Source organism: Seonamhaeicola aphaedonensis, from assembly GCF_003386195.1.
GTDB lineage: Bacteria > Bacteroidota > Bacteroidia > Flavobacteriales > Flavobacteriaceae > Seonamhaeicola > Seonamhaeicola aphaedonensis.
On the sequence record NZ_QRDX01000001.1, the window covers coordinates 500,358 to 522,588 of the forward strand.

The 22,231-nt window shown below is 32.9% G+C and carries 21 protein-coding genes and 2 tRNA genes; 9 read left to right on the forward strand and 14 right to left on the reverse strand.

Annotation, left to right across the window (positions count from 1 at the left end; translation table 11 throughout):
* Positions 1-114: 114 nt before the first annotated feature.
* Positions 115-1,350, forward strand: coding sequence for a 3-deoxy-D-manno-octulosonic acid transferase (locus DFQ02_RS02175; protein WP_116039336.1), 1,236 nt, complete (start codon positions 115-117; stop codon positions 1,348-1,350).
* A gap of 108 nt (positions 1,351-1,458) precedes the next feature.
* Positions 1,459-1,755: a hypothetical protein gene (locus DFQ02_RS02180; protein ID WP_116039337.1), complete on the forward strand. Its 297-nt coding sequence runs from the start codon at positions 1,459-1,461 to the stop codon at positions 1,753-1,755.
* A 68-nt stretch (positions 1,756-1,823) separates the two neighbouring features.
* Here the strand turns inward: DFQ02_RS02180 and DFQ02_RS02185 are convergent, their stop codons facing one another.
* The 5 genes from DFQ02_RS02185 to mutS all read right to left on the reverse strand — a co-directional run bounded on the left by DFQ02_RS02185 (position 1,824) and on the right by mutS (position 6,916).
* Complete coding sequence (locus DFQ02_RS02185) at positions 1,824-2,981, reverse strand: DUF4861 family protein (RefSeq protein ID WP_245940188.1); 1,158 nt, start codon at positions 2,979-2,981, stop codon at positions 1,824-1,826.
* A 13-nt stretch (positions 2,982-2,994) separates the two neighbouring features.
* The gene (gene kduI, locus DFQ02_RS02190) at positions 2,995-3,834 is read right to left on the reverse strand and encodes a 5-dehydro-4-deoxy-D-glucuronate isomerase (RefSeq protein WP_116039339.1); all 840 of its coding nucleotides are present in this window, start codon (positions 3,832-3,834) and stop codon (positions 2,995-2,997) included.
* Between the two features lie 148 nt (positions 3,835-3,982).
* A tRNA-Leu gene (locus DFQ02_RS02195) sits at positions 3,983-4,067 on the reverse strand.
* Positions 4,068-4,101: 34 nt separating this feature from the next.
* Positions 4,102-4,173: transfer RNA gene (locus tag DFQ02_RS02200), tRNA-Gly, on the reverse strand.
* A 130-nt stretch (positions 4,174-4,303) separates the two neighbouring features.
* A complete protein-coding gene (gene mutS / locus DFQ02_RS02205) occupies positions 4,304-6,916 on the reverse strand; it encodes a DNA mismatch repair protein MutS (protein WP_116039340.1) in 2,613 nt (870 codons plus the stop codon).
* A gap of 222 nt (positions 6,917-7,138) precedes the next feature.
* Between mutS and DFQ02_RS02210 the strand changes: the two genes are divergently transcribed.
* On the forward strand, positions 7,139-7,672 hold the full coding sequence (locus DFQ02_RS02210) for an RNA methyltransferase (protein WP_116039341.1): 534 nt from the start codon (positions 7,139-7,141) through the stop codon (positions 7,670-7,672).
* Positions 7,673-7,720: 48 nt separating this feature from the next.
* Positions 7,721-8,338, forward strand: a complete 618-nt coding sequence (locus tag DFQ02_RS02215; protein WP_116039668.1) for a class I SAM-dependent methyltransferase — start codon at positions 7,721-7,723, stop codon at positions 8,336-8,338.
* 86 nt (positions 8,339-8,424) lie between these two features.
* Here the strand turns inward: DFQ02_RS02215 and DFQ02_RS02220 are convergent, their stop codons facing one another.
* A complete protein-coding gene (locus tag DFQ02_RS02220) occupies positions 8,425-9,387 on the reverse strand; it encodes a hypothetical protein (RefSeq protein ID WP_116039342.1) in 963 nt (320 codons plus the stop codon).
* A 186-nt stretch (positions 9,388-9,573) separates the two neighbouring features.
* A complete protein-coding gene (folK, locus tag DFQ02_RS02225; RefSeq protein WP_116039343.1) occupies positions 9,574-10,704 on the reverse strand; it encodes a 2-amino-4-hydroxy-6-hydroxymethyldihydropteridine diphosphokinase in 1,131 nt (376 codons plus the stop codon).
* A gap of 69 nt (positions 10,705-10,773) precedes the next feature.
* Between folK and DFQ02_RS02230 the strand changes: the two genes are divergently transcribed.
* The 4 genes from DFQ02_RS02230 to rpsU all read left to right on the forward strand — a co-directional run bounded on the left by DFQ02_RS02230 (position 10,774) and on the right by rpsU (position 15,726).
* Complete coding sequence (locus DFQ02_RS02230; protein WP_116039344.1) at positions 10,774-11,478, forward strand: queuosine precursor transporter; 705 nt, start codon at positions 10,774-10,776, stop codon at positions 11,476-11,478.
* Between the two features lie 217 nt (positions 11,479-11,695).
* Positions 11,696-14,371: an AsmA-like C-terminal region-containing protein gene (locus DFQ02_RS02235; RefSeq protein WP_116039345.1), complete on the forward strand. Its 2,676-nt coding sequence runs from the start codon at positions 11,696-11,698 to the stop codon at positions 14,369-14,371.
* Between the two features lie 284 nt (positions 14,372-14,655).
* Positions 14,656-15,519 carry a sigma-70 family RNA polymerase sigma factor gene (locus DFQ02_RS02240; protein WP_116039346.1) on the forward strand — a complete coding sequence of 288 codons (864 nt, stop codon included), beginning with the start codon at positions 14,656-14,658 and terminating at the stop codon, positions 15,517-15,519.
* Between the two features lie 12 nt (positions 15,520-15,531).
* On the forward strand, positions 15,532-15,726 hold the full coding sequence (rpsU, locus tag DFQ02_RS02245; protein ID WP_116039347.1) for a 30S ribosomal protein S21: 195 nt from the start codon (positions 15,532-15,534) through the stop codon (positions 15,724-15,726).
* Between the two features lie 106 nt (positions 15,727-15,832).
* Here the strand turns inward: rpsU and DFQ02_RS02250 are convergent, their stop codons facing one another.
* On the reverse strand, positions 15,833-16,057 hold the full coding sequence (locus DFQ02_RS02250) for a hypothetical protein (RefSeq protein ID WP_116039348.1): 225 nt from the start codon (positions 16,055-16,057) through the stop codon (positions 15,833-15,835).
* A 62-nt stretch (positions 16,058-16,119) separates the two neighbouring features.
* Positions 16,120-16,914, reverse strand: a complete 795-nt coding sequence (locus DFQ02_RS02255; protein WP_116039349.1) for a DUF2797 domain-containing protein — start codon at positions 16,912-16,914, stop codon at positions 16,120-16,122.
* Positions 16,915-16,956: 42 nt separating this feature from the next.
* On the opposite strand from DFQ02_RS02255, the gene DFQ02_RS02260 reads away from it, so the two are divergent.
* Complete coding sequence (locus DFQ02_RS02260; protein ID WP_116039350.1) at positions 16,957-18,471, forward strand: GH3 auxin-responsive promoter family protein; 1,515 nt, start codon at positions 16,957-16,959, stop codon at positions 18,469-18,471.
* A 232-nt stretch (positions 18,472-18,703) separates the two neighbouring features.
* Here the strand turns inward: DFQ02_RS02260 and clpX are convergent, their stop codons facing one another.
* The 5 genes from clpX to DFQ02_RS02285 all read right to left on the reverse strand — a co-directional run bounded on the left by clpX (position 18,704) and on the right by DFQ02_RS02285 (position 22,211).
* Complete coding sequence (gene clpX, locus DFQ02_RS02265) at positions 18,704-19,936, reverse strand: ATP-dependent Clp protease ATP-binding subunit ClpX (RefSeq protein ID WP_116039351.1); 1,233 nt, start codon at positions 19,934-19,936, stop codon at positions 18,704-18,706.
* Positions 19,937-20,012: 76 nt separating this feature from the next.
* Complete coding sequence (clpP, locus tag DFQ02_RS02270; protein WP_116039352.1) at positions 20,013-20,687, reverse strand: ATP-dependent Clp endopeptidase proteolytic subunit ClpP; 675 nt, start codon at positions 20,685-20,687, stop codon at positions 20,013-20,015.
* 171 nt (positions 20,688-20,858) lie between these two features.
* Complete coding sequence (gene rpmA, locus DFQ02_RS02275) at positions 20,859-21,119, reverse strand: 50S ribosomal protein L27 (RefSeq protein WP_076698461.1); 261 nt, start codon at positions 21,117-21,119, stop codon at positions 20,859-20,861.
* A gap of 25 nt (positions 21,120-21,144) precedes the next feature.
* Positions 21,145-21,660, reverse strand: coding sequence for a 50S ribosomal protein L21 (rplU, locus tag DFQ02_RS02280; protein WP_116039353.1), 516 nt, complete (start codon positions 21,658-21,660; stop codon positions 21,145-21,147).
* A gap of 98 nt (positions 21,661-21,758) precedes the next feature.
* Entirely contained in the window at positions 21,759-22,211 is a 453-nt protein-coding gene (locus DFQ02_RS02285; protein ID WP_116039354.1) for a DUF4199 domain-containing protein, read from the reverse strand.
* Between the last annotated feature and the right edge of the window lie 20 nt (positions 22,212-22,231).

Genomic DNA, 22,231 nt, shown 5'->3' on the forward strand with positions numbered 1-22,231 from the left:
TGAAAAAATTACAACTCAAAGTATTGAGTTTATAAGCTACGAAATTACAAAAAACGCGAAGCTTAACCAATGAATTTAACCAAAGAAATGTATTTTAGCAGCAAATAAATAATATTGAGTTTTCTTTATAACATTGGTATTAATTTCACTAATTATGGTTTAAAATGTGTAGCGCATTTTAACCAAAAAATTAAATTAGGCGTATACGGAAGAGCTAAAACCTTTTACCTTTTGGAAAACTCCATAACCAAGAATGATAAGACTCTATGGTTTCATTGTGCATCTTTAGGTGAGTACGAACAAGGTCTTCCTGTTTTTAAGGCATTGAGAAAACATTATGTAAATCATAAAATTGTACTCAGCTTTTTCTCTCCTTCTGGTTTTGAAATACGAAAGAATTCACCTATCGCAGATTTAGTTGTTTATTTACCCATTGATACACCAAAAAATGCAAAACGCTTTTTAGACATCGTCAATCCTGTACTCACCATTTTTGTTAAATATGATATTTGGCCAAATTTCTTAAACACTTTAAAAAAAAGACAACTAAAAGCCATCTTAATTTCAGCAAGTTTTAGAAGAAATCAATCTTATTTTAAGTTTTATGGCAAAAACTTGAGAAAGGCGCTTTTTGCTTTTCAACACATCTTTACTCAAAATGAAATATCTAAAACACTGCTCAATTCTATAAATTATAAAAATGTAACTGTTTCTGGAGATACTCGTTTTGATAGAGTGTTAGATCAACTTAAACAAGACAATACATTAGATTTTGTTGAAGAATTTAAAGCCAACAAAGTATGTGTGGTTGCTGGTAGTACATGGCCAGAAGGCGAAGCTTTTTTTATAGACTTTATAAACTCAAATATCTCAAATGAATTAAAATTTATTATTGCACCACACAATATTAAATCAAATCAAATAAACAGCTTAAAAGAAAAACTACACACTAAAACCGTTTTATTTTCTGAAAAAGAAAATGAAAACTTAAGAGAAGCCCAGATTTTTATTATTGATACTGTTGGTATCCTCTCTAAAATTTACAGCTATGCGAGTATAGCTTATGTTGGAGGCGCTTTGGGAAACACAGGATTACACAACACTTTAGAACCAGCTGTATTTGGCGTTCCTATAATTATAGGAAATCATCATCATAAATTTCCTGAAGCAAAAGCTATGATTGATAAGGGTGGTATGTTCTCGGTTTCAAATCATAAAGATTTCACTTTGATTCTCAATAAACTAGCCAAAGAAAGTGACTTTCGAGTAAAAAGCGGGTCAAAAAACAGAGAATATATTGAGGAAAACAAAGGAGCTGTCATCCAAATCCTCAACTATTTACGTATATAAATAGGTTTTGTGTTAAAAGTTTAACAGAATTATTTCAATATTAACACAAGCCTATTATGTTAGTAATCAATTATTTAAAGCCCATTAATTAACACTAAAACAAAGATTATGAAAAAACTAATTTTAAGTACTGCTATTTTATTGGCTATGAGTTTCTCTCTAACTTCTTGTAGAGACACTAAAAAAGCAGAAGAGACTCAAAATGCTGTTGAAGAAACTATGAATGATGCAGCCGAAGCTGTTGAAGAAACTGCAAGTGACGCCGCTGACGCTTTAGAGGAGGCTAACGATGCCGTTGATGCTGCCGAAGAAGTTGTTGAAGAAGCTGCTGAAGCTACTGGTGAGGCTATAGACAATGCTGCTGAAGCTGCAAAAGGTAAAATAAACGAAGCTACAGGACACTAATTGTAAACTCTTTTAAGATTAAAAAGCAGCCCATGGGCTGCTTTTTTGTATCTAAAACCCCTAGTACATTAGTTATTTACCAACTTAACTTCCAAAGGATTATTTAATTTTATAGCAAAATCTTGCAAATACTGTTCCCAAGCATTCTGATTCTTAAACTGGTTACTTTTGCTCCAAGTAAAACCAGCATAATAGACTACTTTATTGTTTATTACTTTTAAGTGCATAAAAGCATTACTCAAATCCTTTTGATCTGTTTCGTACTTTTCTGTACTCATAAAATAGACGGGAGTAGTAACTATGGCTGTTCCTAATTCGGCATCATCATGTGGTTGCCAATAGTTCAACCAAGTTTCTTCATTGTGAGAAGTAACCACACCATCTTTTTCGTGTAACGTTAAACCAGCAGAAACACTATCAACACCTTCAATGGAAATTTCAAATTTTGACAAGTTGTTACCATAATCTAAGGATATTTTCTTAGACTCTTTAATTAATCTATCTCCTGCTTCCCAAGTGCCATAGTCCAAAATAAAACTGGTTCTTATTGGCCCAGTAGTTATGGTCTTATAGCTTAAAAAGTTTTTTGAAATATAGAACGTACTGTCCTTTTTGTAAGCTATACCTCCAACACCTCTACTACTTCCTACATGAAAATTATCTAACCCTTCACCTGTATCCTTATGATAACTACCCGTCTTTTCGGTGTATTTCTTATACCACTTATCAATTATGGAGTATTCTACTCGCTTCAACCAAGCGTCTATGCCGCTAGATAAGGTACCTTCCTTAAGTTTATTTTCAAACCTGTATTGTGCATCAGGCCCGTAAGTTCTAAAAGCTACTCTATCATTTTCCCAAGCGTAATCATCAGTTCGCTCAGGAACGAATCTAGAATAGCAAACTGCTGCTACACTATCGACAGAGACCTCAGTGATTTTATAATTCTTTGTGGCTCCAGCGGGCACATTTGGTTGAAACAACAAAACATCATTGACACCGTCGCCATTATCATCAACTAACTGAGACGCTAATATTTCATCAGTCTCTATATCTTTAATACCCAAACCTTCAAGACTCTCTAAACCTAAAAAGGATTTAGAAAGCTCTACTGTTTCATATTTTCTTTCTATGTCTAGGCTGTTGGTTATTTCAATGACTATCTGATTTTTTTCTTGACTACAAGAAAAAAATAATAATACCAAAAATAATTTTAGAACTTTCATTACAGGAGACATCTTATCTTAAATCTGGAATATTAGCTACATCCATATCAGAATAATCTAAATTCTCCCCTGCCATTCCCCAAATAAACGTATAGTTGCTAGTGCCTGCCCCAGAGTGAATAGACCATGGTGGTGAAATTACTGCTTGTTCATTTTGCATCCAAATATGTCTGGTTTCGTCTGTTTGCCCCATAAAATGACAAACTGATTGCCCTTCAGGAACATCTATATAAAAATACACTTCCATACGTCTATCATGAACGTGCGCTGGCATAGTATTCCATATACTACCTGTTTTTAATGAAGTCATTCCCATTTGTAATTGACAAACATCTACCACGCTATTTACAATGTACTTTCTTAGCGTTCTGGCATTAGCTGTTTCTGGTGCACCAAGTTCAACAACTTCTACATCACTAGTTCCTATTTTTTTTGTTGGATAAGCTTTATGTGCTGGTGTTGAGTTCAAATAAAACTTAGCTGGTTTAGCAGGAGATTCACTCGAAAAAACCACTTCTTTATTCCCCTGCCCAATGTAAAGAGCCTCTCTATTATCCAAGATATATGAAGTTCCATCAACTAAAACCGTACCTTTCCCTCCTATGTTTATAATACCTAATTCTCTTCGCTCCAGAAAATATTCAGATTTTAATTGATCTACAGTTTCTAATACGACATCATTTACTGGAACAACACCAGCAGTCATAAACCTATCATAATGTGAATAAACCCAATTTATACCATCAACTGTCATGACATCTTCTATTAAAAACTCATTTCTTAGTTCTTGAGTATCCATTTTTTTTACTTCCCTTGGGGAAGCTGCGTAGCGCACTTCACTATTTTTAACCATATCTTAAATAAAATTTGTTGACTGTAAAATTAGTAAATTATACCCACAATGAAAGCTTTAATCCTGATGGATTTATGTATCTTTAGATTTAATCAATAAAACTTTTATTAACAAAAAAGCCTCTATCTAAAAAAGATAAAGGCTTTTGTACTGAAGGCGGGACTTGAACCCGCACGGCCATAATGGCCATTGGATTTTAAGTCCAACGTGTCTACCAATTCCACCACTTCAGCATCGCTTGATATTTTGAACTTAAGAAAGTATCAGAGCGAAAGACGGGATTTGAACCCGCGACCCTCACCTTGGCAAGGTGATGCTCTACCCCTGAGCTACTTTCGCAGTATTTGTTTATGAACGTACAATCTCTCTTGATTGCGCACTAGACCATAGTTTTATCGTTCTAGCGGGTGCAAATTTAAAACATTTCTAGTAATTGCAAAGCCTTTTATTAAAATAAATGAAATTTATTTTATGCCTGTTTTTTCTTAACCAGCATCCGTTTTATTTCATTGAGCTTCATAAGCGCTTCTACAGGTGTGAGTGTATCAATATCAGTATGTATAATTTCGTCCTTTATATTTTCTAGTAACGGATCATCAAGATTGAAGAAGCTAAGTTGCATATCATTTTGAATGGATTTTACCTTATCGGTAAGTTCTTCGCTAGAGTGTGATTGTTCCAATTTCTTCAAAATCTTATTAGCTCTGTGCAATACTTGCTGTGGCATTCCAGCCATTTTAGCTACATGAATACCAAAACTATGGGCACTACCGCCTTCAACAAGCCTCCTTAAAAACAACACATTGTCTTTGAGTTCTTTTACCGACACGTTGAAATTCTTAATGCGTTCATAGGTTTCACACATTTCATTGAGTTCGTGATAATGCGTTGCAAATAACGTTTTAGGTTTTGCAGGATGCTCATGTAAATACTCACTTATAGCCCAGGCAATAGAAATACCATCATAAGTGCTGGTGCCTCGTCCAATTTCATCCAAGAGCACTAAACTTCTGTCGGATATATTATTCAAAATAGAAGCCGTTTCGTTCATTTCGACCATAAATGTAGACTCCCCCATTGAAATATTGTCACTGGCACCAACTCTAGTAAAAATTTTGTCAACCAAACCTATTCTCGCCGATTGAGCCGGCACAAAACTCCCTATTTGGGCGAGCAAAACAATTAAAGCTGTTTGCCTTAAAATAGCCGATTTTCCAGACATGTTAGGTCCTGTAATCATAATGATTTGTTGCTCAACCCGGTCTAAATAAAGATTATTTGCAATGTAAGTTTCACCTAATGGCAATTGTTTTTCTATAACAGGATGACGCCCATCTTTAATATCTAAATCAAACGATTCATCCATTATGGGGTAAATGTAATTGTTGTCTTTGGCCAATTGACTAAAACTACACAAACAATCTAGTTGCCCAATTAAACCAGCATTTTTCTGAACTGTTTTTATGTACTGATTCATCCATGAAACTAATTGCGCAAACAACTGTTGTTCGATAGCCAAAATGCGCTCCTCGGCTCCTAAAATTTTAGCTTCGTATTCCTTTAACTCTTCAGTAATATAACGTTCGGCACTTACCAAAGTTTGCTTTCTTACCCAATCGTCAGGCACCTTATCTTTATGGGTATTTCGTACTTCAATATAATACCCAAATACATTATTGGAAGCTATTTTTAATGAAGGAATACCGGTTCGCTCACTTTCACGTTCTAACATATTATCAAGGTAAGCCTTTCCTGACTTAGACAAACCTCGCAACTCATCCAATTCCGAAGAAAAACCTAGAGCTATTGTATTACCTTTTAAAATATTAACAGGTGCATCTTCGTTAAGGGTTTCCTTGATTTTCTCTCGCAATAGCTCACAACTTTGAAGATTATCTCCAATAACACGTAACGATTCGTTTTTGACATTCGAGGCAATACTTTTAATAGGCACGATAGCCTCTAAAGAATTTTTAAGCTGAATGACCTCGCGTGGATTCGCTTTTGCGGTGGCAATCTTCGAAATTAATCGCTCTAAATCACCAATATGCTTAATATGAATCTGAATCTTTTGATGAACCTCATCACTTTTAGTTAAAAAATCAACAACTTCGTGGCGTTGCTTGATTTTATCTAAACTCTTTAAGGGTAATGCCAACCAGCGCTTAAGCATACGCCCGCCCATAGGGGAAATGGTTTTATCAATAACATTCAAAAGCGTAACCGCATTGTTGTTTGTAGAATGATACAACTCTAAATTTCTGATGGTAAACTTATCCATCCAGACATAATCATCTTCAGCTATTCTTGAAATTGAGGTGATATGCTGTAACTTATGGTGTTGTGTTTCACCCAGATAATGTAAGATAGACCCCGATGCAATGATACCTTCGTACAAATCTTCAATACCAAAGCCCTTAAGCGTTTTTGTGTTAAAATGCTTTATTAAAGTTTCATAGGCATAATCGGTTTGATATACCCAATCTTCAAGGTAAAACGTATGAAAATCATCGCCAAAAGTTTCTTTAAACAAACTTCGTTTTTGTTTGGAAACCAATACCTCGCTAGGGCTGAAATTTTGAAGTAATTTATCAATGTATTCAGCATTACCTTGTGAGGTTAGAAACTCGCCTGTGGAAATATCTAAAAAAGATACCCCAATATATTTTTTGTCAAAATACACCGAACACAAGAAATTATTTGATTTAGACACTAAAACCTCGTCGTTTAGAGCCACTCCCGGAGTTACCAATTCTGTAACACCACGTTTCACGATTTTTTTGGTGAGCTTGGGGTCTTCTAGTTGATCACAAATAGCCACGCGCTCTCCTGCTTTTACCAGTTTAGGCAAATAGGTGTTTAAAGAATGGTGTGGAAAACCAGCCAATTCTGTTTCACTTTCACTACCAGCGCCTCGTTTGGTTAAAATAATACCTAAAATACCAGCCGCTTTCACTGCGTCTTCACCAAAGGTTTCATAAAAATCTCCCACACGAAACAACAAAAGCGCATCTGGATACTTTGCTTTAATAGCATTGTACTGCTTCATTAACGGAGTTTCTTTTTTTGCTTTTTTAGCCAATAGTAAGTGGTTTTTAAATATTATTTTTGTTCCGATAGCTATCGGGATGTAAGCATGCAATGTACTATTAATTTCATGTTTTTTGAAGTTGAAATAATATAAGTTATCTACAATTAAGTCAAGATTTTAACAATATTTGCCTTGTCATGCTGGACGTAGTCGAAGCATCTTTTAAAAAGATTACCACATCCTTCGTCCTAACAATGACGAAAAATTAAAATTATGCGTAAACTAAAAAACAGCGAACTAGACAGACTTAGTATAGACGATTTTAAAACTGTTAAAAAAACACCTATTATCATAGTTTTAGATAATATAAGAAGCCTAAATAATATTGGTTCGGTATTTAGAACCAGTGATGCTTTTTTAGTGAAAAAAATTTATCTCTGCGGAATCACAGCATCACCCCCTCACAAAGACATTCATAAAACAGCTTTGGGTAGTACCGAATCTGTTAATTGGGAATATGCCAAAGACACGCTTGAAGTTGTTGAAAAGCTAAAAAAAGAGCATGTAAAGATCTGCTCTATTGAACAAGCAGAGAACGCGATGATGCTCAACAATTTTGCGCCAGAACCCCAAACAACTTACGCCCTAGTTTTTGGCAATGAGGTAAAAGGTGTATCGCAAAATGTAGTTTCTGCCAGCGACATGGTGATTGAAATCCCGCAATACGGCACAAAGCATTCTTTAAATATTTCAGTAAGTTGTGGCGTTGTGATTTGGGACTTTTTCAGCAAACTAAATCCGAATTAAAATCTGGTGATCAAAAAAATAAAAACACCTTGGCCCACAAAAGATGCTATGAATCAAATCTATGAAAAGCATCTTTGGGGCGGTAATGAATTTGATTTTTACTCTGGGTTTGGCTCCCATAATCCAAACATAGTTCAGCCTTATTTAAATGCGGTCATTAATTTTTTAACATCATTTGAAAATCCTTTAACGGTTTGCGATTTAGGCTGTGGCGATTTTAATATTGGAAAACATTTGGTTCCATATACTAAAAAATATACTGCCGTGGATATTGTTGAGCCACTAATTGAACGAAACAAAAAATTGTTTAAGGGAGCTAAAGTAGAGTTTCGTTGTTTAGATATAGCCAAGGACAAACTTCCCCTTGCAGATTGCATCATTTTAAGGCAAGTGCTGCAACATGTATCTAATGTCGAAATTCAAAAAATTACCAAAAAGTTATACTCTTATAAATATGTAATTCTCACAGAACATATACCTAATAACAACTTTACCCCCAATATAGATATCATTTCTGGACAAGGCATTCGTTTAAAACAAAATAGTGGAGTTAATTTACTGGAAGCTCCTTTTAAATTAAAAATTAAAGTAGCAAAACAGTTGACAACATTCACTTTGGAGAATCAAAAAAGTGAAATTATTACCTCCTTGTATCAATTATTGTAAAACATTAGGTAATTATTCTCTAGTTAAAAAAAGGCCACCTTCTCAGGGAGCCTCTCATTTATTTGAGTATATTTTCAATATTAATACTAATCTTTTTCTACTTTATCAAATGTTGTATTTGCCCATCTAATTTGTGCTCTACCTCCTTTAACACGATAAGCACCATATCTTATTTTTGACTCTGTTGCTCGTTCTGGGTCTGGAATGTTCCAATTAAAACTTTCTCCTCCAATTATAGCATCACAATAATGAATCTTTTTACTGGCATCATTTGAATCTACTCTAAAACCTACCTCCAACTGAAAATCAGTTGGTTTATTCTTTTCAATATTCTTTAAGAAAACAATTTCTCTACCACTGCTTCCTTCTCCTCCACGAGTTAAAATACGTTCGGCATAAACATCAAACGACACTTGCTTATTTGAATTGGACCCTGTACCATAAACGGGCTTAGCTAAAAACAAACAAATAGCTGGATCAGGAGAACCCCCTCCTCCAGTGTGTTTCCCTTTGGCCTGTGCAATATAAGTACCATCATTGTTAGTTCCCGAAGTGTCTCCCACTTCTAGAATTCTTACTGTTCCATTAAATTTTACATATGTTCCTACACCAAGTTTAGCTGCTCTAGGTAATGAGCGTTCTATTCTAGGTTGCAGAGTAGCGTCAAATTTATTAGAACCATCTGTAATATTATAAACACCCCAAACAGACCCCATAAGTGTGCTTTCCTTATAATTTGCATAACAACTTCTATCATCAATAGTTCCAACATTCACCGGATTTGGTAAATCATTTGACGTTCTGGTAGCATTTTCTCCATCTGGGTTACAAGTGGTATATGCGCCTGTATCTTCATCTGTTTCTTCAGAATCTGAATCTGGAACCGGGTCTGGAACCGGGTCTGGGTCTGGGTCTGGATTTGGTTCATCTACAACTACTTCATTTATTTCTTCTGAAGGTTCGCCTTCACTTTGGCAAGACACCAATATTCCAAAAACCATAAACACAATAGTAAATACTAGAGCGTAATTAAAATTTAACTTTTTCATACCTGTTAAAATTATTTTTCAAAAATACTATTTAAAAAACCGTATACTATCCTGCTCCATTATGGCTATAAATTTTAGTCTTAAAAAAACTTCATGCTATTTTTCTGAAAAACAAAGAATTAAAATATTATAAAAAATACTCTGAGTAATAATTAACATAGACTTTAATACAGTCGAAAATAAAAATTATTCCATACAAATTTCAGCTAATAAATTTAAATAATCACTTCGGTTTTTTACAAAGTCTTTATCTGAGATATCAATGATTTTCACTTTAAAATCAGACTGGGTTTTTAAAAAATCCAGATAACCTTCGTTTATTTTATCGAGGTAGGTATCTTGAATATTTTGCTCATAATCTCGTCCGCGTTTTTTAATATTTTCCTGCAGGCGTTGTGTATTTTGATAGAGATACACATAAAGTTCTGGTTTTGCAATGTCTTTATACATTAAATAAAACAATTTACGGTAGAGCTTAAATTCATCGTCTTGTAAGGTGATTTTAGAAAAAATAAGTGATTTAAAGACATCATAATCGCTTACAACAAAATCTTTAAATAAGTCTAATTGCGATAAATCATCAGAAATTTGCTGGTACCTGTCTGCCAGAAAAGACATTTCCAACGGAAAGGCATAACGTGTAGCATCTTTATAGAATTTTGGCAAAAACGGATTGTCTGCAAACCGTTCCAGAATTAATTTCGCATTAAAATCTTGCGAAATCATAGTTGCTAAACTGGTTTTTCCTGCACCTATATTCCCCTCAATGGCAATATAATTATACTTAGAAAAATTAAACGCCTTTCTTGGGTTTTTAAGCCAAACATTGATGGGTTCTAAAACCGAATTATCCTCACATTCATCCAATAAAACTGATACTTCTTTGGAAAGTTTAGGATGCTTAATTTTTGAGGCAATATCGTTTAAAGGTAGCAGTACAAATCTACGCTTTTGCATTTCGGGATGAGGCACTTGCAATGTTTTTGTGTTAATTATTTCATCACCAGCCAACACAATATCTAAATCTATTGTTCGCGACTCGTAGCCCTTGCCTATTTTTCTGGTGCGTCCTAATGATTTTTCAATTTTCAACAATGCTTTTAGAACCTTTTGGGGTTTTAAATAACTTTCTAATACCAAACAGGCATTTAAAAATTCATCACCCTCAAAACCAAAAGCTGGAGACTTGTACACCTTAGAAATGAGTTTGATATTTCCAATTTGGGTATGAATAGAATCTACCGCTAATTGTAAGTTTCTAAACTTATCACCTTTATTACTCCCCAAAGCTATATGAAACGTGGTAGGTTGCGACATAGAAAAGCAAAATAAGAAAAAGTAAATGGTTTCCTTTATATTTACAAAAGGTATTTATTCACAATTTACATGACACAAAAAGACAAACTCGCTGCCCAACGTATTTACATGCTCTTAGGAGCATTATTTATTACATCGTTGGTAGTTTCAAACCTCATCTTTCAAAAATTCTTTTATTGGTATCCGGTTGATATTGAAATTTTTGGCAGTAAGCTATTTGAAATTTCTGTTGGTATTTTGCCCTATCCTATTACTTTTTTAATTACCGATTTGATTAGCGAAATATATGGTAAAAAGCGTGCAAATGATATTGTTGTTATTGGTATTGCAGCTTCTCTATTCTCTGTTTGCATTATTCTTCTTGCAGATAATGTACCTGCCTTGGGTAATTCTCCAATTGATAATGCTACATTCACGCATGTATTTAGTAAAACTATTGTAGCTGTTGGATCTAGTATGTTAGCCTATTTATTTGCTCAATTTATTGATATTAGGATTTATCATTTTTGGAAAAAGTTGACTCATGGCAAACAATTATGGCTGAGAAATAACTTTTCAACATGGATATCTCAATTTGTAGACACACTATCCATAATAAGTTTACTTTGTTATTTCAAAGTTCTTCCTTGGTCTGATTTTAATGGACTTCTTTTAAGTGGTTTTATTTTTAAAGTTCTAGTTGCTGCTTGCGATACTCCCTTTTTATATTTAGGCGTTTTTCTTTTTAGGAAACGATTTAAACTTAAAGTTAATGAAGAAATAGATTTATTGTAACGTGGTTAATTTTGGGTTAAATTTTAATTCATTTTCAACCAAACCAGACTGTCTTCCGTATATTTAAGAAAAGTATTTTCATATGAAATGAATATCAATAAATTTTAAAAATTTATTCCTAAAAAAGTAATATTTAAGATTTTTAATTTGAGAACGTATGCAACCACTACGTTCTCAATTTTACAATTAATATTTAGTAATTATTAAAATTAAACGTGTGAAAAAAGCCCTGAAAATAACAGGAATTACCATTTTTATAATTATAACACTTTTAATGGCGCTTCCTTTGGCGTTTCAAGGGCAAATTAAAAACTTAGTAAAACGTTTTATCAACCAAAACCTAAATGCTAGAGTAGAGTTTAGTAATATAAGTTTGAGTTTTATAAGGAGTTTCCCGCAAGCTCAAGTAAGTGTAAACGATTTGGTAATCAGCAATTTTAAACCATTTAAAGACGAAACTTTTGCTACAGTAAAGGATATGTCATTTACCATGTCTGTTAAAGAATTATTCAAAAAGACTGGTGACGATCCTATTGTGGTTAAGTCAATTAACATTGATGAAGCATTATTAACTTTAAAAACTGACGCGCTTGGAAATAATAATTTTGATATTACCAAAGAAAAAATAAATCGTTCTACCACAGAAAACCATGAAAGTTTCTCTTTCAACATTGAAGATTATCAAATAAAAAATAGTGCTTTCTCTTACATTGATGAAGGGTCCGATATTTTAATCCATATTACAGAATTAAATCATGAAGGTCACGGAACTTTCTCGACAGAAACTTCAGAATTAAATACACAAAGCGAAGGTAAAGTAAGTATTACTTTGGATAGCACTAAATTCTTAAATAGTAATCCCATTAAGTTAAACGCTTTGATTGATCTGGATTTAGAAAATTCAAAATACAGATTTAAAAACAATAAGGGATATATAAATGAGTTGCCTATAGAATTTAAAGGATTTGTGCAACTTTTAGAAAACGGCCAGCAAATTGACATTACTTTTGAAAACCCTGAGTCTGATTTTAAAAATTTCTTAGCAGTAATTCCGAAAACGTATTCCAAAAATATCGAAAGTGTTGAAACCTTGGGAGAATTCAAAATAAAGGGGGTTATTAAAGGTTTAAATTCTGAAGAAACTATACCTAATTTCGATATTAGTATAATATCTAATAATGCTTCATTTAAATACCCAGATTTACCTAAAAGAGTTAGTAATATTTCTATTAACACCCAAATAAAAAACGATTCGGGTAATATTGATGACACTTACATAAATATTAATGCCCTAGATTTTAAGATAGACGAAGACGTATTCAAATCTTCAGCTACTCTAAAAAATCTAACTAAAAACTTGTTGGTGCATGCCAAGATTGATGGTGTTTTAAATTTAGCAAACATTTCAAAAGCGTATCCTGTGGAGTTGGATAATAATCTCACAGGCATTTTAAAAGGAAACATTACAACATCTTTTGACATGAATGCTCTTGAAACCAATGCTTACCAACGTATTAAAAATAGTGGTACTGTTAGCATTACTGATTTTGTATTTTCTTCTGAAGATATTGTAAATCCAATTCATATTTTACAAGCAAATATCACGTTTAATCCTGGAACTGTTTCTCTTAAAAATTTTAAAGCTAAAACCGGTGAAAGTGACATAAATGCTACGGGAACTATTAATAATTTAATGGGGTTTTTGTTAAGCAACAACACTTTGAAAGGTAATTTCAATGTAAAATCTAACTTATTTAAGGTGAGTGATTTTATGAATGAAGACACAACAGTTTCTAAAAATAAAACGACCAGTGATACGGAATCACTTAAAATTCCAGACTTTTTAGAGTGCACTATAAACACCAATGCTCAAACGGTGATTTATGACAATTTAAATTTAAAAGATGTTGAAGGAACACTTTTTATAAAAGACCAAAAGGCATCACTCCAAAAGATGACATCTTCAATTTTTGATGGTAAACTAGCCATAAATGGAGATGTTTCAACCAAAGACAAAACACCCGTTTTTAACTTAAGCTTAGATGCTAATAATTTTGATATTGCCCAGTCTTTTAAAAACTTAGAGTTATTACAGAATTTAGTCCCTGTTGCCAATTTAATTCAGGGAAAACTAAATACATCCTTAAATCTATCAGGCGCTTTAGATGAAGAATTTTTACCCATTTTAAACTCTGTGTCTGGCGATGCCCTCGCAGAAATATTGACAACAAATATTAATACTGAAGATGGTATTTTGAATAAATTACAGAGTTCACTTAATTTCATAGATTTTGAAAAGTTAGATTTAAAAGATGTAAAAACTAAGCTAGAGTTTGCTAACGGAAAAGTTGCTGTAAAACCTTTTAATTTGAAATACAAGGACATAGACATTGAAGTTTCGGGTGCACACAACTTTGATAAATCACTTAACTATAATGCCGTATTTAATGTACCTGCAAAATATTTAGGAAGTGAAGTCAATCTCCTTATTAATCAAATTAACGATGCTCAAGTAAACAATATCACCATTCCTGTTACAGCAAATATTACTGGCGTTTTTAGTAAACCAAATGTAAAAACCGATTTAACCAGTGGGGTTAAAAACTTAACAAATCAACTTATTGAAATTCAAAAGCAAAAGTTACTAAAGCAGGGCAAGGATAAGGTTAAAAACCTCATAGGCGATGTTATTGGAGGCAACAAAACAAAAACAGATTCTATTAAAAAGGAACAAAACAATACCGTTGAAACTGTTTTGAACGACATTATAAAAAATAAAACCCCTCAAGATTCCTTAGCTACCGATAGCGCAAAGTCTACAGAAAAAGTCATTAAAAATGTGCTTGGTGGTCTATTAACTAATAAGAAAAAAAAGAAAGATACTATTAAGTAATTTTAAGCATTCGTATTCGAGGCTAACCTTTTCGACTTCATTTCACCTTCTTAAAGCCAACTATTACAATTGATAATGTAGACTTTTTTATTAAATATACTTGGCGAGCAAGATATATTTATACTAAAACCAAAAATCACTAAAAACAGGCAAAATACATCTAAAAAATTGTCATTTTGATGAATTTTAGCACATTTTTTAACAAAAAAGGTTAATTTTTTGGATTTTACAGTTTTTATTTTAGTTTACAAAAAGTAATATAATAAAACATTTAAATAACTTTTATGAGGCAATTAAAAATCACAAAACAAATTACCAACAGATCATCTAAATCACTAGATAAATACTTACAAGATATTAGTAAACTAGAACTGATTACGGCTGATGAGGAGGTAGAGTTAGCACAACGAATTAAAAAAGGTGACCAAAGAGCCTTAGACAAACTCGTGACAGCCAATTTAAGATTTGTGGTTTCGGTTGCAAAGCAGTATCAAAATCAAGGACTATCTCTACCCGATTTGATTAATGAGGGAAACGCTGGTTTAGTAAAAGCTGCAAAACGCTTTGATGAAACTAGAGGGTTTAAGTTTATCTCTTATGCCGTTTGGTGGATTAGACAATCTATTTTACAATCTATTGCTAAGCAAGCACGAGTAATAAGATTACCACTAAACAAAATTGGTTCTATTAATAAAATAAGAAAAGCCTATTCGTATTTAGAGCAAACTCATGAGCGCGAACCTAGCGCCCAAGAAATTGCCAAAAACCTAAATTTAAGTGTAAATAATGTAAAGCAATCCATGAAAGTAAGTGTTGGACATTTATCTATGGACGCACCATTTCAAGAGGGAGAACATTCTAATTTATACGATATAGTAAAGTCTGAGGAAACACCTCTACCTGATGCTGCACTAATGGAGTCATCCTTAAATATTGAAATGAATCGAGTTTTAGAAACATTATCTAAAAAGGAAGCACATGTAATCAAACACTTTTATGGCATTAGTGAAAAACACCCCAAGAGTTTGGAAGAAATTGGTGATAATATTGGGTTGTCTCGAGAGCGTGTTAGACAAATTAAAGAGAAAGGGATTCGCAGATTGCGACATTCCTCAAAAAACAAAGTTTTAAAAAAGTACTTAGGATAAAAAAATAAAAATATGTTAAAAATAATAGTAAAAGAAGGCGAAAACATTGAGCGTGCCTTAAAACGCTATAAACGAAAACACCGAAATATTAAGGTAATGCAAAACCTAAAAGAAAATCAATATTTCACGAAACCTTCTGTGAAACGCAGGCAGGAAATTCAAAAAGCAGCCTATATTCAACAGTTGAAAGACGCCGAAGATATTTAAATATATAATACTCAGCACTACTTTTGGGAGTTTGAAACTAATTTGCTTTATCTTGTATTTAGCATACTGGCATCATAACAATACAAAACTATATTTTTCTAAATGCTTATTCACGATAATTAAAAGGTCTATCTTCATAAAAATTTTCAAAAGTTTTGTCGGTGGTATATTTGTCTTTCAAAACTTTGTAAACCATGACTCCCACCATAACTTGTCCCAAACACATGGTGTAAAACACCACTGTAAAGGTCATATTCATAGAAACCATAAATGTTAAAAGCACTAAAAGAAATGTGGTAAGTCCCACATAAAACATTATTGGAATTTTCATAACTTTTTTATTTACAAGATACTCAATAAACCATTGTTAAAACGTTAGCATCTTGTTAAAAGTTAAGGTAGTGAAATACGAACTACGTGTCCTTCATTGGCTCTAATATTAAAAACCGTCTCGTCTTCAAAAATTAAATATTGCCCTTTTACACCTACTAGTTTACCAGTGTAAGATTGTTCTTTTACAATATTTAGACTCCTTGGCTTTTCAGGGTATTTTAATACAGGGAATTCTAGGTTAGTTTCAGAATTATTCTGAATAAAATACTCTTTTGATTCAGCAGGAATATAAGACCTTAATTGTTCTCTCCATTCTACCAAATTTTCGTCTTTAATTTCATTCTTCAACATGGTACGCCAATTGGTCTTATCACTAACATGATCTTTCAAGGCAACCTCTGTAATACCCGCCAAATATCTGTTTGGCACCTCTACTATTTCAATGGCTTCATGAGCACCTTGATCTATCCAACGAGTTGGCACCTGACTTTTCCTAGTTACCCCAACTTTTACATTACTGGAATTTGCCAAATAAACAATATGGGGTTGTAATTGGGTCTTTTTTTCAAACTCTAAATCACGTTCTTCTATACCTAAATGCGCTTTACTTAATTCTGGCCGCATTACCCAATCGGCTGCTTGAGGCACTTCATAAAAACATTGTTTATCAAACCCTTGACGATAAATGGGTTTATCCTGCCCACAGTTTAAACATTGGTACTTAACAAACTCCAAAGTTATGGTTTTATTTAAAAGTTGATTTAGGTTTATAAAATCGTTTTCAAATACCAAATAATATTGAATCGGACTTGTAAATTCCGTTTCCATTTTTGTTAAAACACCTTGGTAGAACATGAAAAAAAGTATTATTTTTAAAAACTTAAAGATAGAATAAATATGCCAATTCCCTTAGTAAATTCTATTGCTTCTTGGTTTCTAAAGAAGCGTTTTCATCAAATTGAATTGTTTTTAAAATACCCCAATGAAGTACAATTAGAGTTACTACACAATCTTGTAGGGTTTGCAAAAGATACTGAAATGGGTAAAAAATATGATTTTGCCTCCATCAAAAATTACGAAACTTTTGCTGAACGTATTCCTATTTTAAATTATGATGGTTGGCAGGATTATATTTCACGCTCCAGACATGGTGAGCCAAATATTTTTTGGCCAACACCTATCAAATGGTTTGCTAAGTCTAGTGGCACCACAAGAGCTAAAAGTAAGTTTATTCCTGTAAGCGAAGAATCTTTAGAAGATTGCCACTATGCTGCAAGTAAGGATTTGTTGTGTATGTATTTGAACAATAATGAAGATTCTCAATTATTTACAGGAAAAAGTTTAAGGTTAGGTGGTAGTAAAGAATTATACAAGGAAAATGGTACTATCTTTGGCGATTTATCTGCAATCTTGATTGACAACATGCCTTTTTGGGCAGAATTTAGCAGTACCCCTAGCAATAAAGTATCCTTAATGAGCGATTGGGAATACAAAATGCAGGCTATTGTAGATGAAACCATTAATGAAAACGTAACTAGTTTAGCTGGAGTACCATCATGGATGTTGGTGTTACTAAATAATGTTTTAGAAACTACAGGTAAAGGACACTTGTTTGATGTTTGGCCAAATCTAGAAGTTTACTTTCACGGAGGGGTGAGTTTTACTCCCTACAAGGACCAGTATAAAAAAATTCTACCTAAAAACAACTTTAGGTATTATGAAATTTATAATGCCTCTGAAGGATTTTTTGCTATTCAAGATCAAAATAACTCCAGTGAATTACTATTAATGCTTGACTATGGTATTTTTTATGAGTTTATTCCTATGAATATTTATGGAACACCCGATGAAAAAGCCATTCCTTTGAGTGCGGTTAAGCTCCATCAAAATTATGCCGTCATCATCACTACTAATGCTGGTTTATGGCGCTACAAGATTGGTGATACCATTCGTTTTACATCGTTAAACCCTTACCGTATAAAAATTTCGGGACGCACTAAACATCATATTAACGTATTTGGTGAAGAATTAATCATTGAAAATGCCGAAGAAGCTCTTAAAAAAGTCTGTAAACGAACTAAAGCTGAAATTGTTGATTTTACCGCGGCGCCCATTTTTATGGAGGGTAAAGAAAAGGGGGCTCATGAGTGGCTCATTGAATTTAAAACACCTCCAAAAGATATTAATTATTTTAATGAGTTATTTGATAATGCCTTAAAGGCTTTAAACTCTGATTATGAAGCCAAACGTTATAATAACATAACTTTAAACAAACCTAAAATAAATATAGCACGTCATCACTTGTTTAGAGATTGGTTAAAAAATAACAATAAATTAGGGGGGCAACACAAAGTACCACGACTCTCCAATACTAGAGATTATATCGATGATCTTTTAAAGCTAAATTCCTAAAGCTTCAATATTCCCGACTAAATGCAAAACAAAAAGTCTTTAAACGAGTTTTTCGTCTAATAATCTAAAAGGCTTAAAAAACTTTTGAAGCCTTCCTAAATAAGTATATTTTTATTTCAAATTAAGAAACTGATTAAAATATAAATACAGTATTAATTAATAATCCGAAAATAAAAAATCCAGACTTTAAAGTCTGGATTTTTTTATCTTGATTTCTCGATATAAATTATGTTTAAGAAACAGCTTTTAATTTCTTTAAAGTGTTTTTAGTCAATTTATCTTCTGCATAAATTTTAGTTACATTCAATTTCTTTTCATCTGAACTTGGCAACTCAAACATAGCATCTGTTAAAATTTCTTCACAAAGCGAACGCAATCCTCTGGCTCCCAACTTGTACTCTATAGCTTTATTTACTATAAAGTCTAGTGCCCCATCGGTTATGGTAAAATCAATTTCATCCATCGCAAATAACTTCTTATATTGTTTGATGATAGCATTTTTAGGTTCAGTTAAAATGGCTCTTAACGTTTTTGAATCTAAAGGATCCATATATGTTAATACAGGTAAACGACCAATAATTTCAGGAATCAGTCCAAAGTCTTTTAAGTCTTTAGGTATGATATACTGTAACAGATTATCTTGATCAATTATCTCATCAGATTTTGAAGCGCTATAACCAACTGCTTGCATATTTAAACGCTTAGTAATATTACGTTCAATACCATCGAAAGCTCCTCCAGCTATGAATAAAATATTTTCAGTATTAACCTCTATAAATTTTTGATCAGGGTGTTTTCTGCCTCCTTTTGGTGGCACATTAACTACAGTTCCTTCTAAAAGTTTTAAAAGAGCTTGCTGCACACCTTCACCAGAAACGTCACGTGTAATGGATGGGTTGTCACTTTTTCTAGCAATTTTATCAATTTCATCAATGAATACAATACCTCTTTCGGCTTTCTCTAGGTTATAATCTGCTGCCTGTAGTAACCTAGTCAAAATACTTTCAACATCTTCACCAACATAACCTGCTTCAGTTAAAACAGTAGCATCAACAATAGCTAACGGAACATTTAACATTCTGGCAATAGTTTTTGCCATTAAGGTTTTACCTGTCCCTGTTTGTCCAACCATTATAATATTACTCTTTTGTATATCAATGTCATCGTTTGAAGACGATTGCAACAAACGTTTATAATGGTTGTAAACAGCAACAGACATGACTTTTTTGGTCATGTCTTGCCCAATGATGTACTCATCAAGAAATGCCTTAATTTGTTGAGGTTTGCGAAGTTTTAACTCTGCCGATAAATCACTACTATCATTTTGCTTTGATTCTTCAAGTACAATGCCATGTGCCTGTTCAATACATCTGTCACATATATGAGCATCTAAACCCGCTATTAATAAGTTTGTTTCTGGCTTTTTTCTACCACAAAATGAACATTCTAATTCTTCCTTTGCCATTAATCTAATTCAATTTTTGAGAGCTTTGAATTATTAAATCCCTCTGTAACAATATATTAAAATTACGGATTTTTATTTACACTCTAGTTAAAATCTCGTCAATCATACCATACTCCTTGGCTTTATCAGCTTTCATCCAGTAATCTCTATCACTATCTTCGTAAACTTTGTCGTAATCCTGCCCAGAATGCTTACTAATGATTTGATATAACTCTTCTTTCAATTTTAAAATTTCTCTTGCTGTAATTTCTATATCACTAGCTTGCCCTTGCGCCCCTCCTAATGGTTGATGAATCATGACCCTTGAATGAGGTAACCCACTTCGTTTACCCTTTTCTCCGGCACATAACAAAACAGCCCCCATAGAAGCTGCCATACCAGTACAAATAGTAGCCACATCTGGTTTTATAAACTGCATAGTATCATATATACCTAGGCCTGCATAAACACTACCTCCTGGAGAGTTAATATATATTTGAATGTCTTTACTAGAGTCTGTACTTTCTAAAAATAATAACTGTGCTTGAATTATATTAGCAACCTGATCATTGATAGCCGTTCCCATAAAAATAATTCTATCCATCATTAAACGAGAGAATACATCAAAAATAGCGATGTTCATTTGACGCTCCTCAATAATATTGGGTGTTAAATTAGTTGGGTACATACTACTTATTATTTTGTTGTAATAAGTACTGCTAATACCTTGATCTTTAATAGCAAATTTTTCAAACTCTTTTGCGTAATCCATAGTTACAAATTAATAAGATTTTAATTGGTAAATATAACAACTATTAGTTAAATAACTATTGTTTTATTTAACGGTAATTTGTTCAATTTTCAGGTAAAGACTCAAGAATGGTAACAAAAAAACCCTTTCCAAATTTGGAAAGGGTTTTTAATCTTTATTAAATCCTTAATCTTAAGCTTCAAAAGGCTCTATAGATACATAAGATTTATTGTCTTTCTTTTTTGTGAATTTCACAATACCATCTACTTTGGCATGTAATGTATGATCTTTTGAAGAATATACATTTTCACCTGGGTGATGAGTATTTCCTCTCTGTCTTACAATGATGTTCCCTGCAATTGCAGCTTGACCACCAAAAATCTTAACCCCTAGGCGTTTCGATTCTGACTCTCTACCGTTTTTCGAACTTCCGACTCCTTTTTTATGTGCCATTTTATTTCGATTTTATATTGTTATTTTAGCTTAAGGCAGCTATTAATTCGGCTTTCTTCATTGAAGAAATTCCAGCTATTCCTTTAGCTTTTGCTAATTCTTTTAATTCAGCTACAGTTAAACTACTTAAATCTTGAGTTGCTTCAGCTGGCTTAGCTTCTGCTTTTGGCGTCTCTACTTTAGTAGCCTCTTTTTTAACTTCTTTAGCTGGAGCAGCTTTTTTAGCTCCTGAAGCAACAATACTGTCAATTATTATTTCTGTTAAAGCTTGACGGTGACCATTTTTCACACGGTAACCTTTACGTCTTTTCTTTTTAAAGACGATTACTTTATCACCTTTAAGATGTTTAACGACTTTTGCTCCAACTTGAGCGCCGTCTATAGCCGGGGCGCCAACAGTTACATTGTCACCATCAGCAACTAAAAGAACATTATCGAAAGCAACTTGCTTTCCTTCTTCAGCTTGTAAACGGTTAACAAAAACTTTTTGGTCTTTCTCAACTTTAAATTGATGCCCTGCTATCTCTACAATTGCGTACATAGCGTAACGTTTTTATTAATTAATTTTATTGAACAAACACCTTAGAGCCTCCTAAGGCGGGTGCAAATATACTGCTAATTAATTAAACTACAAACGTTTTATTGATTTTGAGGAACATTTCTGCTATTCTTGAAAAGTTGCATTACAGATAAGGTAGCAACTACCGATGTGGCTAACCCCATAACAGCTACTATAAAGGTTATCATACCAATATCAACATCAAATTTACCATTTAATGTTTGCATTAAATTAGGTAAGAAATTTGAATCAACTTCTGTGGTGTAAAACAAAAAGAAAAATGAAAACAATATCGTAGCAACAAAACCTGTAATAATACCTGTTTTAAAACCTTCGGTATAAGAAAACGAATTAGGTAATTGCAATTTAGACAGCCTTACCGCCTCATAAATACCAAAACCGGTGATAATAGCATTAAAAAAACTAAAAGCAGGATTTATATGTTTATCAAATAACGATAAAATTAAAAAATATGCTATTAAAACCGCACTTGTAACGAGTCCAAATCTGATGGGAAGTGATATTTTTTTCATCGTTTACAATGTTTAGTGTT

Excerpts from the sequence above, each read along its gene's own strand:
- DFQ02_RS02180 (WP_116039337.1), top strand. The coding sequence starts at position 1,459 with ATGAAAAAACTAATTTTAAGTACTGCTATTTTATTGGCTATGAGTTTC.
- DFQ02_RS02185 (WP_245940188.1), bottom strand. The coding sequence starts at position 2,981 with ATGAAAGTTCTAAAATTATTTTTGGTATTATTATTTTTTTCTTGTAGT.
- kduI (WP_116039339.1), bottom strand. The coding sequence starts at position 3,834 with ATGGTTAAAAATAGTGAAGTGCGCTACGCAGCTTCCCCAAGGGAAGTA.
- DFQ02_RS02210 (WP_116039341.1), top strand. The coding sequence starts at position 7,139 with ATGCGTAAACTAAAAAACAGCGAACTAGACAGACTTAGTATAGACGAT.
- DFQ02_RS02215 (WP_116039668.1), top strand. The coding sequence starts at position 7,721 with ATGAATCAAATCTATGAAAAGCATCTTTGGGGCGGTAATGAATTTGAT.
- DFQ02_RS02220 (WP_116039342.1), bottom strand. The coding sequence starts at position 9,387 with ATGAAAAAGTTAAATTTTAATTACGCTCTAGTATTTACTATTGTGTTT.
- folK (WP_116039343.1), bottom strand. The coding sequence starts at position 10,704 with ATGTCGCAACCTACCACGTTTCATATAGCTTTGGGGAGTAATAAAGGT.
- DFQ02_RS02230 (WP_116039344.1), top strand. The coding sequence starts at position 10,774 with ATGACACAAAAAGACAAACTCGCTGCCCAACGTATTTACATGCTCTTA.
- DFQ02_RS02240 (WP_116039346.1), top strand. The coding sequence starts at position 14,656 with ATGAGGCAATTAAAAATCACAAAACAAATTACCAACAGATCATCTAAA.
- rpsU (WP_116039347.1), top strand. The coding sequence starts at position 15,532 with ATGTTAAAAATAATAGTAAAAGAAGGCGAAAACATTGAGCGTGCCTTA.
- DFQ02_RS02250 (WP_116039348.1), bottom strand. The coding sequence starts at position 16,057 with ATGAAAATTCCAATAATGTTTTATGTGGGACTTACCACATTTCTTTTA.
- DFQ02_RS02255 (WP_116039349.1), bottom strand. The coding sequence starts at position 16,914 with ATGTTCTACCAAGGTGTTTTAACAAAAATGGAAACGGAATTTACAAGT.
- DFQ02_RS02260 (WP_116039350.1), top strand. The coding sequence starts at position 16,957 with ATGCCAATTCCCTTAGTAAATTCTATTGCTTCTTGGTTTCTAAAGAAG.
- clpX (WP_116039351.1), bottom strand. The coding sequence starts at position 19,936 with ATGGCAAAGGAAGAATTAGAATGTTCATTTTGTGGTAGAAAAAAGCCA.
- clpP (WP_116039352.1), bottom strand. The coding sequence starts at position 20,687 with ATGGATTACGCAAAAGAGTTTGAAAAATTTGCTATTAAAGATCAAGGT.
- rpmA (WP_076698461.1), bottom strand. The coding sequence starts at position 21,119 with ATGGCACATAAAAAAGGAGTCGGAAGTTCGAAAAACGGTAGAGAGTCA.
- rplU (WP_116039353.1), bottom strand. The coding sequence starts at position 21,660 with ATGTACGCAATTGTAGAGATAGCAGGGCATCAATTTAAAGTTGAGAAA.
- DFQ02_RS02285 (WP_116039354.1), bottom strand. The coding sequence starts at position 22,211 with ATGAAAAAAATATCACTTCCCATCAGATTTGGACTCGTTACAAGTGCG.